The 15,221-nt window shown below is 64.7% G+C and carries 14 protein-coding genes; 10 read left to right on the top strand and 4 right to left on the bottom strand.

The window, feature by feature from the left end:
- Positions 1 to 4 precede the first annotated feature (4 nt).
- The 3 genes from AC1RWL_RS07760 to AC1RWL_RS07750 form a co-directional block, all read right to left on the bottom strand.
- Positions 5 to 1,177 (bottom strand): ABC transporter substrate-binding protein, encoded by a 1,173-nt coding sequence (locus AC1RWL_RS07760; protein ID WP_256116402.1) that lies wholly within the window; start codon positions 1,175 to 1,177, stop codon positions 5 to 7.
- Positions 1,178 to 1,301: 124 nt separating this feature from the next.
- Positions 1,302 to 1,952: a cysteine hydrolase family protein gene (locus AC1RWL_RS07755; RefSeq protein WP_493094149.1), complete on the bottom strand. Its 651-nt coding sequence runs from the start codon at positions 1,950 to 1,952 to the stop codon at positions 1,302 to 1,304.
- The gene (locus tag AC1RWL_RS07750) at positions 1,942 to 2,757 is read right to left on the bottom strand and encodes an N-formylglutamate amidohydrolase (protein ID WP_493094148.1); all 816 of its coding nucleotides are present in this window, start codon (positions 2,755 to 2,757) and stop codon (positions 1,942 to 1,944) included. Before AC1RWL_RS07750 ends, AC1RWL_RS07755 begins: the two co-directional genes overlap by 11 nt.
- A 147-nt stretch (positions 2,758 to 2,904) precedes the next feature.
- Here AC1RWL_RS07750 and AC1RWL_RS07745 point away from each other — a divergent pair, with 147 nt between their 5' ends.
- From AC1RWL_RS07745 to AC1RWL_RS07735, 3 genes are all read left to right on the top strand, one after another.
- On the top strand, positions 2,905 to 3,801 hold the full coding sequence (locus AC1RWL_RS07745) for a MurR/RpiR family transcriptional regulator (RefSeq protein ID WP_256116407.1): 897 nt from the start codon (positions 2,905 to 2,907) through the stop codon (positions 3,799 to 3,801).
- Entirely contained in the window at positions 3,791 to 5,104 is a 1,314-nt protein-coding gene (locus AC1RWL_RS07740) for a type I glutamate--ammonia ligase (RefSeq protein ID WP_493094147.1), read from the top strand. The genes AC1RWL_RS07745 and AC1RWL_RS07740 overlap by 11 nt, the downstream gene beginning before the upstream one ends.
- Before the next feature lie 75 nt (positions 5,105 to 5,179).
- The gene (locus AC1RWL_RS07735) at positions 5,180 to 5,413 is read left to right on the top strand and encodes a DUF2171 domain-containing protein (protein ID WP_435265762.1); all 234 of its coding nucleotides are present in this window, start codon (positions 5,180 to 5,182) and stop codon (positions 5,411 to 5,413) included.
- A gap of 47 nt (positions 5,414 to 5,460) precedes the next feature.
- On the opposite strand, the gene AC1RWL_RS07730 is transcribed toward AC1RWL_RS07735, so the two are convergent.
- Entirely contained in the window at positions 5,461 to 6,222 is a 762-nt protein-coding gene (locus tag AC1RWL_RS07730; protein WP_435265761.1) for a DeoR/GlpR family DNA-binding transcription regulator, read from the bottom strand.
- Between the two features lie 233 nt (positions 6,223 to 6,455).
- Between AC1RWL_RS07730 and AC1RWL_RS07725 the strand changes: the two genes are divergently transcribed.
- The 7 genes from AC1RWL_RS07725 (at position 6,456) to dmeF (ending at position 15,219) form a co-directional block, all read left to right on the top strand.
- On the top strand, positions 6,456 to 7,421 hold the full coding sequence (locus AC1RWL_RS07725) for an ABC transporter substrate-binding protein (RefSeq protein ID WP_493094146.1): 966 nt from the start codon (positions 6,456 to 6,458) through the stop codon (positions 7,419 to 7,421).
- Between the two features lie 98 nt (positions 7,422 to 7,519).
- Positions 7,520 to 8,536, top strand: coding sequence for a quaternary amine ABC transporter ATP-binding protein (locus AC1RWL_RS07720; RefSeq protein WP_493094145.1), 1,017 nt, complete (start codon positions 7,520 to 7,522; stop codon positions 8,534 to 8,536).
- A 4-nt stretch (positions 8,537 to 8,540) separates the two neighbouring features.
- The gene (locus AC1RWL_RS07715; RefSeq protein WP_493094144.1) at positions 8,541 to 10,571 is read left to right on the top strand and encodes an ABC transporter permease; all 2,031 of its coding nucleotides are present in this window, start codon (positions 8,541 to 8,543) and stop codon (positions 10,569 to 10,571) included.
- Positions 10,571 to 11,482, top strand: coding sequence for a choline/ethanolamine kinase family protein (locus AC1RWL_RS07710; RefSeq protein WP_493094143.1), 912 nt, complete (start codon positions 10,571 to 10,573; stop codon positions 11,480 to 11,482). The genes AC1RWL_RS07715 and AC1RWL_RS07710 overlap by 1 nt, the downstream gene beginning before the upstream one ends.
- Positions 11,479 to 13,920, top strand: coding sequence for a GcvT family protein (locus AC1RWL_RS07705; RefSeq protein ID WP_493094142.1), 2,442 nt, complete (start codon positions 11,479 to 11,481; stop codon positions 13,918 to 13,920). The genes AC1RWL_RS07710 and AC1RWL_RS07705 overlap by 4 nt, the downstream gene beginning before the upstream one ends.
- An 87-nt stretch (positions 13,921 to 14,007) precedes the next feature.
- Positions 14,008 to 14,280, top strand: a complete 273-nt coding sequence (locus AC1RWL_RS07700) for a metal/formaldehyde-sensitive transcriptional repressor (RefSeq protein WP_493094141.1) — start codon at positions 14,008 to 14,010, stop codon at positions 14,278 to 14,280.
- Between the two features lie 27 nt (positions 14,281 to 14,307).
- Positions 14,308 to 15,219: a CDF family Co(II)/Ni(II) efflux transporter DmeF gene (gene dmeF, locus AC1RWL_RS07695; protein ID WP_493094140.1), complete on the top strand. Its 912-nt coding sequence runs from the start codon at positions 14,308 to 14,310 to the stop codon at positions 15,217 to 15,219.
- The last annotated feature ends 2 nt before the right edge of the window (positions 15,220 to 15,221 follow it).

The following is a 15,221-nucleotide window of genomic DNA, read 5'->3' as shown; positions in this document are numbered from 1 at the left end:
GCGATCAGGGCTTCGGCAGGGATTCCGGCTTGCGCCATCCGACGAAGGTCGGCTTGCCGCCCTTGAGCTCGATGAGGGCCGCCGCCTTGTTCGGCACATGGCCTTCCTCGTTGGTGCCATAGTCGAGATCACCGGTGAGCAACTTGAACTGGCCGTCTTCCAGCGCCTTGGCAACGGCGGCACCATCGGTCGAGCCGGCCGCCTTGATCGCCTGGGCGATCATCATGATCGTGTCCCAGCCGGTCGAGACGAAGGAGGTGTCCGGGTCCTTGCCAAACATTTCCTTGTAGAGGCCGATGAACTTCTCCATTTCCGGATCCGCGCCTGCGCCCATCCAGGTATGCGTGACGAAATAGACGTCGTTGCCGAACTTTTCGCCGAGCGCCTGGTGCATGGCCGGGTCGTCATAGGCATCGCCGCCGAGGATCGGCGCATCGTAGCCGACTTCGCGCAGCGCCCGGATGATCACGCCGATATCCGTGCCGTAGGACGAGACGAAGATCACGTCCGGCTTCTTGCCGAGCGCCTGGAGACGCGCGAGCTGGGCGGAAAAGTTGTTGTCGCCGTTCGTGTAGGTGTCTTCGAGGATGACCTCGCCGCCATCCGCCTTGAACTGCTCGACGAAATATTTCGACAGCGACTTGGTATAGGCGATGAACTGGTCGGTGACGACATAGGCCGTCTTCCAGCCCTTTTCCTTGAAGGCGAAGTCGGCGGCCGTTGCGCCCATCGTGGTGTTCCACATGGAGAGCGTGAACTGCTTGTCGCCGAGCGACCAGGAGGAATAGAGCGGATCGGAGGCGCAGGTCGAGATGCCGACGAGGCCGGCGGACTGTGCCTCGCGGCTGGCCGGCGAACCGAAGTCGAAGTCGCAGGGTGCGACGATGACCTGGGCGCCCTTGTCGATCAATTCGACGGCGACATTGCCGACCGTCACCGGATCGGACTTGCCGTCGATGTTGATGAACTCGATCTGCTTGCCGAGCACGCCGCCATTGTCGTTCAGGAATTTGACGGCGACCTGCGCGCCGTTATAGCCGGGCGTGTCGAGCGGGGCCTGGATGCCCGTCATCGACAGCGCGCCGCCGATCACGATCTTGTCGTCGGCGGCAAGGGCCGCAGTAGAGGCCAGCGCGAAACTCGTCGCCGCCAGAAGCAGTCTGGAAGTCTTCATCATGGTCGTTCCCCTTTTGTGGTGCCTTTTCGGCAGTGAATGGATCGGCGGCCCGGCCTTTTTGTTTTGTTCTGCGGCCCGCCCTGGAATGCTCCTTGTGTCCGTCCCGTCGGTTCCGTGTGCGGGCTTACTGCCCGATTTCGTTCAGCAGCGCGTCGGTCGAGATCTGCCGGCAATAGCCCTTGATCGTGCGCAGCGAATTGTCGTGGCGCTCCTGCGAATAGGTGCCGCAGGCATCCGGCACGAGGGTCACGAGATAGTTGAGGTCGCAGGCGTCGCGCACGGCCGATTCCACGCACTGGTCGGTCAGCAGTCCACAAAGCACAAGTTGTTTGACGCCGAGATTGCGCAGCACATAGTCGATATGCGTGGAGACGAAGACGCTGGACGAGCTCTTCGGGAAGACGATCTCGTCCTCGAGCGGCGCCAGTTCGTCGATCACCTTGCCGTCGGAGGAGCCCTTCGGCACGTTGAAGCCGGTGATCTTGTAGTCGAGGCCGCGGTCGCGGCCGTCCGTGGTGAGGCTCTCGATCGTGGTGTGCAGCACCTCGATTCCGGCCTTGCGGAAGCCAGCGAGCAGGCGCTGCATGTTCGGGATCGCCACCTCGTGGATGCGCTTGAAATAATAGCCGTACTGGCCCGCAATATCCGCGTCGGAAACATCCTTGAACTCGCCGCCGTCGCGCCGCACGGAGAAATTCTGCACGTCGATGAAGAGGATGGCGGAGGCGGCCGGATCGAGCGGCACGTCGCGGGTGGTCAGATGGTCAGCGGCCATCGGTAGGTCCTTCAAGGGTTTCTGCTGCGAGAAGCAGGGGGCCGGCCAGCCGGTCGGCCCATTCCTGCTGCCCGCGGGCGTCGTTGATGAGGTCGTTGCGCACTTCGAGAAGCACATGCGGAATGCCGCGCCGCTCGCCGTGCACGGGGATCGTGTAATCGGAGATGTCGTCGACGTGATAGGGCGCGTTGAGCTTGACGGTGACGTCCGGATTGGCGGCGTGGAAGGTTTCCGCCAGCCGCTCGGCAAGGCGCGCATCGTGATTGTAAAGCAGGCCCAGTTCGAAATCCCGCACCGCGCCGGTGGCGCGCATCACCGGCGTGAAACTGTGCACCGAGACCAGGAGAAGCGGCTTGCCGCTCGCCTGCCTCTGGTCGAGGGCCACCGCGATCGCCTCGTGCAGCGGCTGGTGGATTTCAACGTAGCGGCGCTGGCGCTCCTTGTCGGTCACGTCGGCATTGACCGGTACCACCGTGCCGTCGCTGGTCGTAACGATGCAGTCCTTCGCCTCGAAAGGCCGGTTGCAGTCGATCACAAGACGGCTGTAGCGTTGCAGGATGAGCGCCGCATCGAGCCGTTCGGACAGCGCGCGGGCCACGCCTTCCGCACCGACGTCATAGGCGATGTGGCGGTCCATTTCGTCCGCCGCAATGCCGAGATCGCCAAGCGCTGCTGGAATCGCACGGCCGGCATGCTCGCAGGTGAGGAAAATCGCCGACCGTCCCGTGGAATTGATCCATTCCACGGGATCGGGGTCTCCCGCCTGCAGCAATCTCGTCGTGTCGCGGTCTGCGAACCTCAGCATGAAATGGGATCCGTCCTGCAGCCCGAGGCGCGGGCTTCTATGGCCAGCAGTCAAAGAAATTTTCCGATCATAGTCAATCGACTTTTTCCATTTGACTAATTTTTTTCAAGGCGTGAATATTCGTTTCAGCAAAGGGAACGAACGCCAATGAGCGATGGTAAGTCGTCGACGACGATCCGCACGAGAATCCGCGATGCCGCAGCGCAGCTGACCGCCAGCGAGCGCAAGATCGCCAATGCCATCCTTGCGGACTACCCGTTCACCGGGCTTGAAAGCATCCAGGAGCTGGCGGCGAAGACCGGGGTCAGCGCGCCCTCCATCACCCGCTTCGTCAGCAAGATTGGCTGCGGCGGCTTCCAGGACCTGCAACGCCAGCTCATCACCGAGCTGAAGGAAGGGCAGCGCTCGCCGCTCGACCTCAAATCCAGCCAAAAGCCGGTCGGCCATTCGGAATTCCTGTCGGAATATGTGGCACGCGTCTCGGCCGTCATGCAGGAAATGACGGCGACGGTGTCGCAGGCGCAGTTCGACATTCTCGCCGACCTGCTTGCCGATCCGTCGCGCAACATCTTCCTGCTCGGCGGGCGCGTCAGCGACAATGTCGCCTCGTTCCTGTCGATCCACCTGCGCCAGATCCGCAGCGGCATCTACCATATGGCCGACAACCCGGAAATGTGGCCGGAGCACGTATTGCGCATGCGCAAGAAGGACGTCGTGCTGCTGTTCGATTTCCGGCGCTACCAGCTCAGCCTCTCGCGCCTTGCCGAGACGATCGCGGAAAAACGCGGCGCGACGATCGTCGTCGTCACCGACAAGTGGATGTCGCCGGCCGCCCGCAGCGCCGATCATATCGTGGCGCTGCCGATCGATGCCGGCACGGCCTGGGATACGGTCGCCGCCGCCATGGCGCTCGTCGAGGCGCTGATCGTGCGCGTCTCCGAGGCCGATTGGGAGGCGACGCAGAAACGCATCAAGGATTGGGACGGCATCCGCTTTTCGATGCCGGGTTATGACCAGATCAACGGGGACGCAGATGAAACGTGAGGAAATGATGGTCGCCTGCTGCGGCGACCTTTCGGGCAAGGTGCGCGGCAAGGCCTTTCCGCTGGCGCAGATGGAAAAGCGCCTGAAACGCGGCGTCGGCTGGACGCCGACCAATGTGCAGATCACCTGCTTCGACAATATCGCCGAAAGCCCCTTCGGCTCGCTCGGCGACCTCGTGCTCATCCCCGACGCTGCGACGAGCGTCAGCATCGAGAGCGAGGAGGGGGCACCCAACGAAAACTTCGTCCTCGGCAACATCCGCTATACCGACGGCCGGCCGTGGGAATTCTGCACGCGCTCGATCCTCGAAGCCGCCCTTGAGCGGCTGGAGAGGGTGGCGGGCGTCACGCTCTACGGCGCCTTCGAGCACGAATTCCAGATCAAGCATCTCGTTTCCGAGGTCGGCAAGGCCTTCACGCTCGGCGGTTTCCAGGAGGAGCGGCATTTTTGCGAGGCGATCGTCGCCGCCATGCGCGCGGCGGGCGTGACGCCCGATACGATCCTCAAGGAATTCGGCGCCGGCCAGTTCGAGGTGACGATGGGGCCGCAGAAGGGCGTCACCGTCGCCGATCATTCACTGATCACCCGCGAACTCGTGCAGCTTGTCGCCCGCGAACTCGGCTACGACCCGACCTTCACGCCGATCCGCGATCCGGCCGGCGTCGGCAATGGCGTGCATGTGCATATCAGCATGCTGGATTCCGCCGGCAATCCCGTGACCCACGACCCGAACGGCAAACACGAGCTTTCCGACGTCGCGGGCAAATTCGTCGCAGGCATCCTGAAATATCTCGACTCGATCATCGCCATCACCGCGCCCAGCGTCGTGTCCTACCTGCGGCTTACCCCGCACCGCTGGAGTGCGGCCTTCAACAATCTCGGTTTCCGCGATCGCGAGGCATCGGTGCGGATCTGCCCGGTCTCGGACATCAGCGATATCGCGCGCGCCGCCCAGTTCAACTTCGAATTCCGCGCCGCCGACGGCGCCGCCAATCCGCACCTGGCGCTCGCCGCGATCGTCCATGCCGGCGTGCAGGGCATCGAGGAGGGGCTGGCGGTGCCGGAGGCGACGCAGGAGGACCTGTCGCTGCTGAATATCGAAGCGCTGGCCGCCCGCGGCTACGTGCGCCTGCCGCAGACGCTGGAAGCTGCACTCCAGCGTTTCCGGGGCAATGCGACGGTCTGCGGCTGGTTTCCGGAAGGGTTCGCCGACGTCTACGTCAAGCACAAGGAGGGCGAGATCGCCTATCTTGCCGGCAAGACGCAGGCCGAGATCTGCGCCGCCTACGAGGCCGCCTACTAGCACAGCGGGCGCGGGAACCACGCGAGGGTCCCCGCGTTTCTTACGGGTGACGTTTCACCTGAAAGGAGAAGTCCCATGGTCGCTGCAAGCGAAATCCGTGAACATATGGAAGTCCGGGCCGCCGATGGCGGTCACATCGGCACCGTCGACCATATGGAGGGCGAAAGCCGCATCAAGCTCACGAAGAGCGATTCGAAGGATGGCCGGCATCACCTGATCCCTCTCGACTGGGTCGATCATGTCGATGCGCATGTGCACTTGAACAAGGACGTCGAGGAAGTCGAGCGGCAGTGGTCGACGATGAACTGACGTGATTTGGAGCGGTCCGGCGGGTCTTCTGCCGGGCCGCGTTGCGTTCAGCGCGCCAGGACGACGTTGACGCCCGCGGCCTTCAGCGACGACGAGACGTCGCGCGGCGGGGCCTTGTCGGTGAAAAGGTCGGTCAGCGCGCTAAACTCGCACACCCGCACCAGCCCCTGCCGGCCGAATTTCGTGTGGTCGGTGACGACGATCGCGCGCTTTCCGCGCGACACCACGGCGCGCGCGAATTCCGCTTCCTCCAGATCGTAGTCCATCACACCGATCCCGGCATCGATCGCGCCTGTGGAAATCACCGCATGGCCGACGGTGAAATGGCTGATGAATTCGATCGCCGAGACGCCGAAGGCGGCCCCGTTGTCGCTGCGCAGCTCGCCGCCGGCCATGTAGACGCGGTTGTCGTTGACCGTCGAAAGCGTGCGGGCGATGTCGGAGGAGTTGGTGACCACGGTCAGCCGTCGGTGTCCCAGCAGCTCGCGGGCGAGATAGCTCGTCGTCGTGCCCGTATCCAGCATGATCGAATCACCGTCGCGGATCGTCGCGGCCATCGCGATGGCGATCGCCTTTTTCGCCTCGCTGTTTTCGCGCATGCGCTTTTCGAAGGGCGCTTCGCCCACCACGGAGGGCAGCGCGACCGCGCCGTGCATCTTCAGCACGGTGCCGTTGGTCGTCAGCGGCTTGATGTCCCGCCGCACGGTTTCCAGCGAAACCTCGAGTTTCTTTGCGAGATCGGCGATCGTCACCGTGCCGTCCTGCTGGAGCAGGCGGAGAATGTCGTTGTGGCGCTTGGAGTGGTTCATCGTCGTCGTGTCCGCATGCGTTCTCCTGCTTCATAATCCTAGACGGATCATCTGGCAAGAAAGCCGCAAAAGCAGGCATAAAGACATAAAAAGCCACAGTGCAGGATTGACAGGCGCTTTCATCCCGCGTGAGATTGGCGGCGTGCACGGGTCGACAGATACAAAAGTACGGGGAACGACCTCCTGCGCACGCAGAACAGCATCGACTTCAAAGTGCGACCGGGAGATCACGCATGTTTCAACCTATTCGCCTGTCAGGAATGCTTGCCGCGACGCTCTGCCTGTCCGCGGCCCTCACGATGGCGCCCGCAAGCGCCCAGGAATCCACCGATCCCATCAAGCTCACGCTGCATGACTGGACCGGCCAGCTCATCACCACGGAAATCATGGGCGAGGTGCTGAAGAAAGCCGGCTATTCCGTCGAATATGTCCAGGCCGACTATCTCGCGCAATTCGCGGGCCTGGAGACCGGCGACCTGCATGTCGCCATGGAAATGTGGGAAACCACCGGCCGCGACGCGATGGATGCCGCGACGGCCACCGGCAAGGTCGAGAATTTCGGCGAGACCGGCATGCAGGCCAAGGAAGAGTGGTGGTATCCGGAATACATGAAGGAGAAATGCCCCGGCCTGCCGAACTGGGAAGCGCTGAAGAGCGAAGCCTGCGCCGAGGCCTTCTCCATTCCGGAAACCGCGCCGAAAGGCCGGTATCTCGGCGGCCCTGTCACCTGGGGTGGTTTTGACGACGAACGCGTCGAGGCGCTGGACCTGCCCTTCGAGGTGATCCATGCCGGCACCGACGCCGCCCTCTTTGCCGAGCTCGAAAGCGCATACCAGCGCCAGGCGCCCATCCTGCTCTGGATCTACGCGCCGCACTGGGCGCCGGCCAAGTACAAGGGCGAATGGGTGGAGTTCCCGCCCTATTCGAAGGAGTGCTACACGGACCCGGCTGTCGGCGTGAACCCCGATGCCGCCTATGACTGCGGCAAGCCCTTCGGCCCGATCTGGAAGGTCGGCTGGTCGGGCGTCAAGGACAAGTGGCCGGGCGCCTACGCGGCCATCAAGGCGTTCAACATCAACAATGACGAGATGGGCGCGATGATCACGAAGGTGGACCTCGACGGCAAGAAGGTCTCGGAGGTGGTCGCCGAATGGATGGCGGCCAACGAGCCGCGCTGGTCCGGCTGGATCAAGAAGTAGAAGCGCCAGGCCCGGCTCCCGCCAGCAGGGGGCCGGGTCGTTTCCTTGAGCGTGCGGCCCCGGAAGGGCTGCGTTTCGATTACGCGACCGGAAGAACGATGGCTTCTCACGAACCGAAACTTGTCTGCCGCGGCGTCTGGAAGATTTTTGGCGCCGGCGGCAAATCCCTGATCGGCACGGCTTCGCGGCCGACGAGCGCGGACCTGCGCGCAGCCGGCGCCGTCGGCGCGGTGCGCGACGTCAATATCGAGGTTCGCGAGGGCGAGATCTTCGTCATCATGGGCCTGTCGGGCTCGGGCAAGTCGACGCTGGTGCGCTGCCTGTCGCGCCTCATCGAGCCGACCTCCGGCGACATCCTCTTCAACGGCGAGAACCTGCTGGCGGCCAGCGAAGCGCGGATGATCGAAATCCGCCGCCACCAGATGGGCATGGTGTTCCAGCATTTTGCGCTTCTGCCGCACCTGACGGTGCTGGCGAATGTCGCCTTTCCCCTGGAAATCCAGGGCATAGAGCGGGCGGCGCGCGAGGAGCGGGCGCGGCGCATGATCGACCTCGTCGGCCTCTCCGGCAAGGAGACTGCCTTTCCCCGCGAACTTTCCGGCGGCCAGCAGCAGCGCGTCGGCATTGCCCGCTCGCTGGCGGTGGAACCGGAACTCTGGTTCCTCGACGAGCCGTTTTCCGCGCTCGACCCGCTGATCCGCCGCGAAATGCAGGACGAATTCCTGCGCCTGCAATCCGTGCTGAAGAAGACCATCGTCTTCATCACCCATGATTTCGACGAGGCGATTCGCCTTGCCGACCGCATCGCCATCATGAAGGACGGCGAGATCGTGCAGGCCGGCACGCCGGAAGACCTCGTGCTGAACCCGGCCACGCCCTATGTGGCGGAGTTCACGCGCAGCGTTGCGCGGGCCAAGGTCGTCAAGGTGGCCTCCCTCATGCGGCCGCTCAACGGCGTGCTGCCGCCGGCCTCCATCCGGGCCGCTGCACCCATCGCAGAGGCGGCGCCGCTCTTTTCCGCTGGCAACGAGGCGCTGGCTGTGCTGGACGGCGCGGGAAAACCCGTCGGCCTGATCGACCGCACCGCGGTCGTCGACGTGATGATGCGGGGTTGACGGCATGAGCGCCTCCTTTCCCTTCCTCCAGCCCGTCTCCGAACCGATCCCGGAAAACCCCTCCATCGCAACGGCGCGGGCGCGCTGGCTGTGGCCGGCGGCGCTCGCGGTCTTCGTCCTCTTCTGGCAATTCGGCGATGGGCTGGCGAAATGGGCCTTCTCCTACCCGCGTGCCCTCGAAATCCCCGCCGCACGCTGGATCGGCAAGGCAACGAAATGGCTGCTGGACGAGGCGAGTTTCGGGCTCTTCACCTTCACGGACCTCACCCGGTTCGTTGCCGAAATCATCGACCTGCCCTACCGTGTGGCGCTCGGCCTGCTCTCGACCGGGCTGCTTTCCGGGCAGGGGTCGAGCGCGGTGCAGCAGGTGCCGCCGCTCTCCTGGCTCGCGGTGCTCGCTATCGTTGCGCTGATCGGCCATCACGCCGGGGGTGTCCGGCTGGCCGCCCTCGTCACCGCCTGCTTCGGCTTCCTCGTGCTTTTCGGCCAGTGGACGAGCGCCATGGTGACGCTCGCCTCCATCGTCGTCGCCGTGCCGATCGGCGTCTTGGTGGGCCTGCTGCTCGGCCTTGCCGCCTGGCGTTGGCCGCTCTTCGAGCGCGTGCTGGTGCCGGTGCTCGATCTGATGCAGACGATCCCGGTCTTCGCCTATCTCGTGCCCGTGCTCGTCTTTTTCGGCTTCGGCCCGACATCGGCGATCGTCGCGACGCTGATCTACGCCCTGCCGCCGATGGCGCGTGTGACCATCCTCGCCCTGCGCTCGGTGCCATCGGAAATCCGCGACCTCGGCAACATGGTCGGGTGCAGCCGGCGGCAGATGACGTGGAAGATCATGGTGCCATCCGCCAAGGACAGCCTGATGGTCGGCGTCAACCAGGTCATCATGCTCTCGCTCAACATGGTGATCATCGCCTCGATGATCGGCGCCGGCGGCCTCGGCTTCGACGTGCTCGCCGCCCTTCGCCGCCTCGATATCGGCGCCGGCCTCGAAGCGGGCCTAGCGATCGTCGCGCTCGCCGTGGCGCTCGACCGGTTGAGCCAGGCCTATGCGGAAAAAGCGGGAAAACCGGCGGCCGGCATCCCGGCAGCAAGCGGCTTCGTCTCCCGCTACCCCTATCTCGTCGCTGCACTGACGATCGTTTTCGTTACCTTCGTTGCGGGCCTCGCCGTGCCCGCGCTGCAATCCTTCCCCGAAGCCTGGCAGGTTTCCACCGGCACTTTCTGGTCCGAGGTCGTGCGCTGGATCAACATCAACTTCTTCGACGCGCTGGAGGCGATCCGCAACATCATCCTGCTGAACCTACTGGTGCCCCTGAAACGCCTGCTCGCCGACCTGCCCTGGGCTGGCGTCGTCGCGCTGCTGGCTTTGGCAGGATATACGCTGGGCGGGCTGCGCCTCGCCTTGCTGGTCGGCGTGTTGGCCTTCCTGATCGCGGCGACCGGCCAGTGGGAAAAGGCGACGGTCACCGTCTATCTCTGCGGCGTCTCGGTCGTCTTCGCCTGCCTGATCGGCGTGCCGCTCGGCATTCTTGCGGCCGAGCGCGACCGGCTCTGGCGCTGGCTGCAACTCGTCATCGATACGCTGCAGACGCTGCCCTCCTTCGTCTATCTCATGCCTGTTGTCATGCTGTTCCGCGTCGGCGACTTCACCGCGATGATCGCTGTCGTCGCCTATGCCGTCGTGCCGGCGATCCGCTACACGGTGCTGGGCCTCCACCGCGTCGATCCGCGCGTGGTAGAAGCCGGCCGCGCCATGGGCTGCACGCCGCGCCAGATTCTTACCAAGATCAAGCTGAAGCTGGCGCTGCCGGAGATCCTGCTCGGGCTCAACCAGACCATCATGTTCGCGCTCTCCATGCTGGTCATCACCGCGCTGGTCGGCACGCGCGACCTCGGGCAGGAGGTCTATATCGCGCTCACCAAGGCCGATACCGGCCGCGGCATCGTCGCCGGCCTCTCCATCGCCTTCATCGCCATCATCGCCGACCGGCTGATTTCCGCCGGCGCCAACCGCATCCGCGAGAGGGTGAGCTGATGGAGGGACATATCGAGATCAGCCGCGCCGTCGAGGACCGCATTCGCGCTCTGCCCTGCTGGACAGGCCGCATCGAGATCGCACCGCTGAAGGGCGGCATCAGCAACGAGAGTTATCTGGTTAGCGACGGGGCGGGGCGCCATGTCGTGCGCTTTGGTCGGGATTATCCCTTCCACCACGTTTTTCGCGAGCGGGAACTGATGACGGCGCGGGCTGCCCATGCCGCCGGCTTCGGCCCGCAGGTGCAATATGCCGAGCCGGGCCTCATGGTCTCGGCCTTTCTCGGCGCAAAAACCTTTGGCGCGGAAGACGTCGCCATCGAACGCCGGCGCGTGGCGGCGCTGCTGCGCCGCTTCCACACCGAGATGCCGGCGGAGATCAGTGGTGCCGCCTTCCTCTTCTGGCCCTTCCATGTGGTGCGCGACTATGCCCGTACCCTGAAGGCCGGCGGCAGCCGCATGAAGCCGCATCTGCCGGGCTACCTTGCGCTCGCCGAGGAGCTGGAGGCGGCGCAGGCACCGTTGCCGATCGTCTTCGGCCACAACGACCTCCTGCCGACGAACATTCTCGACGATGGCGACCGGCTCTGGCTGATCGACTTCGAATATGCCGGTTTCTCCACCGCCATGTTCGATCTGGCCGGCGCCACCTCCAATGCCGGACTTTCGCCGGAGGAGGCCGAGGATTTCCTCGATGCCTATTTCGGCGGCGCGCCGGACCCCGCGATCCGCCGCTCGCATGCCGCCATGCAATGCGCCTCGCTGTTGCGCGAGGCGATGTGGAGCATGGTCTCCGAACTGCATCTCACCGCGCCGGGCGCCGACTATGTCGGCTACACGGCGGACAATCTCGACCGCCTCGACAGGGCGCTTGACCACTACAGAACAAAATACGGGAAACACACCAAATGACCCTGCCATCCCATGCTGAGATCGTTGTCATCGGCGGCGGCATCATCGGCTGCTCGACGGCCTATCATCTCGCCCGCGACCACAAGGCGGATGTCATCCTTCTGGAGCAGGGCACGCTGACCTCCGGCTCCACCTGGCATGCCGCCGGCCTCGTCGGCCAGCTTCGCTCCTCCGCCTCCATTACCCGCGTGCTGAAATATTCCGTCGATCTCTACAAGGGCCTCGAAGCCGAGACGGGGCTTGCCACCGGCTGGAAGATGACGGGCTGCCTGCGCCTTGCCACCAACCAGGATCGCTGGACCGAGTTCCGCCGCCTTGCCACGACCGCGAAAAGTTTCGGCATGGACATGCACCTGCTGACGCCGCAGGAGGTGAAGACCATGTGGCCGCTGATGGAGGTTGGCGACCTCGTCGGCGCAAGCTGGCTGCCGACGGACGGGCAGGCGAGCCCGTCGGACATTACCCAGTCGCTCGCCCGGGGTGCCCGCATGCACGGCGCGAAGATCGTCGAGAACGTGCGCGTCACGGGTTTCGATATCGAGGACGGCCGCATCCGCCGCGTGCGCACCACGCTCGGCGATATTTCCTGCGAAAAGGTCGTCAATTGTGCCGGCCAATGGGCGCGGCAGGTGGGGGCCATGGCGGGCATCAACGTGCCGCTCCAGCCGGTCAAGCACCAATATATCATCACCGAAACGGTGCCGGGCCTTGCCACCGATGCCCCGACGATCCGCGATCCCGACCGCCGCACCTATTTCAAGGAGGAGGTCGGCGGGCTGGTGATGGGCGGCTACGAGCCGAACCCGCAGCCGTGGACCACCGGCGACGTGCCCGACGACTTCGCCTTCCGCCTCTTCGACGACGATTTCGACCATTTCGAGCAGCATATGGAGCAGGCCATCGCCCGCGTGCCGGCGCTGGAGAAGGTCGGCGTCAAGCAGATGATCAACGGGCCGGAGAGCTTTACGCCGGACGGCAACTTCATCCTCGGCGTCGCGCCGGAATGCAAGAACATGTTCGTCGGTGCCGGCTTCAACGCCTTCGGCATCGCGTCCGGCGGCGGCGCGGGCTGGGTGCTGGCGCAATGGGTCGTCGACGGCGAGGCGCCGCTCGATCTCTGGGTGGTCGACATCCGCCGCTTTTCCGGCATGCATCGCGATCGCCAATGGGTGCTCGACCGCACGCTGGAAGCCTATGGCAAACACTATACGATCGGCTTCCCGCATGAAGAATATGAAAGCGGCCGCCCGCGTGTCGTCTCGCCACTCTATGAGCGGCTGAAGGCGCATGGCGCGGTGTTCGGCTCGAAGCTCGGCTGGGAGCGGCCGAACTGGTTCGCGCCCAAGGGAGCCGAGCCGAAGGACATCTATTCGATGGGCCGGCAGAACTGGTTTTCCGCCGTCGGCGACGAGCATCGCCATGTGCGCGAGGCCGTCGGCATCTTCGACCAGTCCTCCTTCGCCAAATATGAGATGACGGGGCCGGATGCATTGAAGGCGCTTGACTGGATCTGCGCCAACGATGTCGGCAAGCCGGTCGGCCGGCTCACCTATACCCAGCTTCTCAACACCCGCGGCGGCATCGAGGCGGACCTGACGGTGGCGCGGCTTGCCGACGAGACATTCTACGTGGTCACCGGCACGGGTTTCCGCACCCATGACCTCGGCTGGATCGAGGACCATATCCCCGACGACCTCGACGTGACGCTGCGCGACGTCACCGAGGATTTTGGCACGCTCTCGCTGATGGGGCCGAAGGCACGCGATGTGCTCGCGGCCGTCACGGATGCCGACGTTTCCAATGCCGGTTTCCCCTTCGGCCATGTGCGGGAAATCGCGATCGCCGGCCATGTCGTACGCGCCTTGCGCGTCACCTATGTCGGCGAGCTCGGCTGGGAGCTGCATGTGCCGATCGACGCCATCGGCACCGTCTTCGACGCGCTGATGGCGGCGGGCGCTCCCTTCCATATCCGCCCGGTCGGCTACCGCGCGCTGGAATCGCTGCGCCTCGAGAAGGGCTATCGCGCCTGGGGTTCCGATATCACGCCGAACGATACGCCGCTCGATGCCGGCCTCGGCTGGGCCGTGAAGCTGCGCAAGAACACCGACTTCCTCGGCCGCCGCGCGCTGGAGGCCCTGCAGGGCGAAAAGCGCAAGAAGGCGCTCGCCGGCTTCACGGTCGACAACCCGGATGTGGTGCTCGTCGGCCGCGAGACGATCCTGCGCAACGGCGAGCCCGTCGGCTACCTCACCAGCGGCGGCTACGGCTATACGCTCGGCAAGAATGTCGGTTACGGCTATGTGCGCCGCGCCGAGGGCGTGGACGACGATTTCCTGACGGGCGGCGACTACGAACTCGTCGTCGCCATGGAACGCACGCCGGCAAAAATCCACCTCGAACCGCTCTACGATCCGGCAGCCGTGCGCGTCAAAGCCTGAGCGCACGGCCCGGGGAGGCCTACGGGCCTTTCTTGATCGTGGAATCTATAGTATAGGGGGGTATACTATAAGGCCGAAGGTGACGACGTGAGCCATACCATCCAGCAGAAGGACAAGCTGATCGCCCGTGTACGCCGCATCCGCGGCCAGCTCGATGGCATCGAGCGGGCGCTGGAGGGGGAGGCGGGCTGCGGGGAGATCATGCGCCAGCTCGCGTCCGTGCGTGGCGCGCTCGGTGGGCTGACGGCGGAGGTGATGGAGGATCATTTGCGCCACCACGTTATTGCCGCGGAAACCAAGGCGGACTGTCTTCAGGGCGGCGAAGAGCTGATCGGGGTCATCCGGACCTATCTGAAATAGCGCCGCCCACAACGAAAGGGGCAAACCATGGCCACGCATGACCATGTCTTTCTCGGTTCCGATCACAGCCGCAACGAACGCAAGGTCTGGCTCGTCATCTCGCTGACGGCAAGCATGATGGTGGCGGAAATCGTCGCCGGCACGCTCTACGGCTCGATGGCGCTGGTGGCGGATGGCTGGCACATGTCCACCCATGCCGGCGCCATGCTGATCGCGGCGCTGGCCTATGCCTATGCCCGCCGCCATGCGCGCGATCCGCGCTTCACCTTCGGCACCGGGAAACTCGGCGATCTCGCGGGCTTCGCCAGTGCGATCGTACTGGCGCTGATCGCGCTGCTCATCGGCTGGGAAAGTTTTGTGCGGCTCGCCAATCCGGTCGCGATCGGCTTCGAACAGGCGATCGCCGTCGCCGTCGCCGGGCTTGCCGTCAATCTCGTCAGCGCCTGGCTGCTGCGGGACGACCATACGCACCACCACCATGGCCACGATCATGACCATCACCATCATGAACACCACGCGCAGGACAACAATCTGCGCGCCGCCTATCTGCATGTGCTGGCCGATGCGCTGACCTCGATCCTCGCCATCGTCGCGCTGCTGCTCGGCCGCAGCTACGGCTGGCTCTGGGCCGATCCGCTGATGGGCATCGTCGGCGCGCTGGTCATCGTGCGCTGGTCGTGGAGCCTGATCCGCGAGACGGGCGGGGTGCTGATCGATGCGGCGCCGGAAGGGGCGGGGCTTGCCGACGAGATCCGCGCGACGCTGGAGCGTGGCGAGGAGCACATCACCGACCTGCATGTCTGGCAGGTCGGCCCCGGCCATCACGCCGCCATCGTCGCGCTTTCCTCGCCGCATCCCAAGGCGCCGTCCGACTACAAGGCGCGGCTTGCCCATCTCGGCGCGCTGTCGCACGTCACCGTCGAGGTCCAACCGGCCTAGTT

It is taken from the genome of Shinella sp. GW821-FHT10F02 (assembly GCF_058809275.1).
Note: the sequence above shows the minus strand (reverse complement) of the source record. Positions and strands in the feature narration are given on the sequence as shown.

Excerpts from the sequence above, each read along its gene's own strand:
- AC1RWL_RS07750 (WP_493094148.1), bottom strand. The coding sequence starts at position 2,757 with ATGCTGAGGTTCGCAGACCGCGACACGACGAGATTGCTGCAGGCGGGA.
- AC1RWL_RS07730 (WP_435265761.1), bottom strand. The coding sequence starts at position 6,222 with ATGAACCACTCCAAGCGCCACAACGACATTCTCCGCCTGCTCCAGCAG.
- AC1RWL_RS07710 (WP_493094143.1), top strand. The coding sequence starts at position 10,571 with ATGGAGGGACATATCGAGATCAGCCGCGCCGTCGAGGACCGCATTCGC.
- AC1RWL_RS07760 (WP_256116402.1), bottom strand. The coding sequence starts at position 1,177 with ATGATGAAGACTTCCAGACTGCTTCTGGCGGCGACGAGTTTCGCGCTG.
- dmeF (WP_493094140.1), top strand. The coding sequence starts at position 14,308 with ATGGCCACGCATGACCATGTCTTTCTCGGTTCCGATCACAGCCGCAAC.
- AC1RWL_RS07705 (WP_493094142.1), top strand. The coding sequence starts at position 11,479 with ATGACCCTGCCATCCCATGCTGAGATCGTTGTCATCGGCGGCGGCATC.
- AC1RWL_RS07755 (WP_493094149.1), bottom strand. The coding sequence starts at position 1,952 with ATGGCCGCTGACCATCTGACCACCCGCGACGTGCCGCTCGATCCGGCC.
- AC1RWL_RS07745 (WP_256116407.1), top strand. The coding sequence starts at position 2,905 with ATGAGCGATGGTAAGTCGTCGACGACGATCCGCACGAGAATCCGCGAT.
- AC1RWL_RS07735 (WP_435265762.1), top strand. The coding sequence starts at position 5,180 with ATGGTCGCTGCAAGCGAAATCCGTGAACATATGGAAGTCCGGGCCGCC.
- AC1RWL_RS07720 (WP_493094145.1), top strand. The coding sequence starts at position 7,520 with ATGGCTTCTCACGAACCGAAACTTGTCTGCCGCGGCGTCTGGAAGATT.
- AC1RWL_RS07725 (WP_493094146.1), top strand. The coding sequence starts at position 6,456 with ATGTTTCAACCTATTCGCCTGTCAGGAATGCTTGCCGCGACGCTCTGC.
- AC1RWL_RS07715 (WP_493094144.1), top strand. The coding sequence starts at position 8,541 with ATGAGCGCCTCCTTTCCCTTCCTCCAGCCCGTCTCCGAACCGATCCCG.
- AC1RWL_RS07740 (WP_493094147.1), top strand. The coding sequence starts at position 3,791 with ATGAAACGTGAGGAAATGATGGTCGCCTGCTGCGGCGACCTTTCGGGC.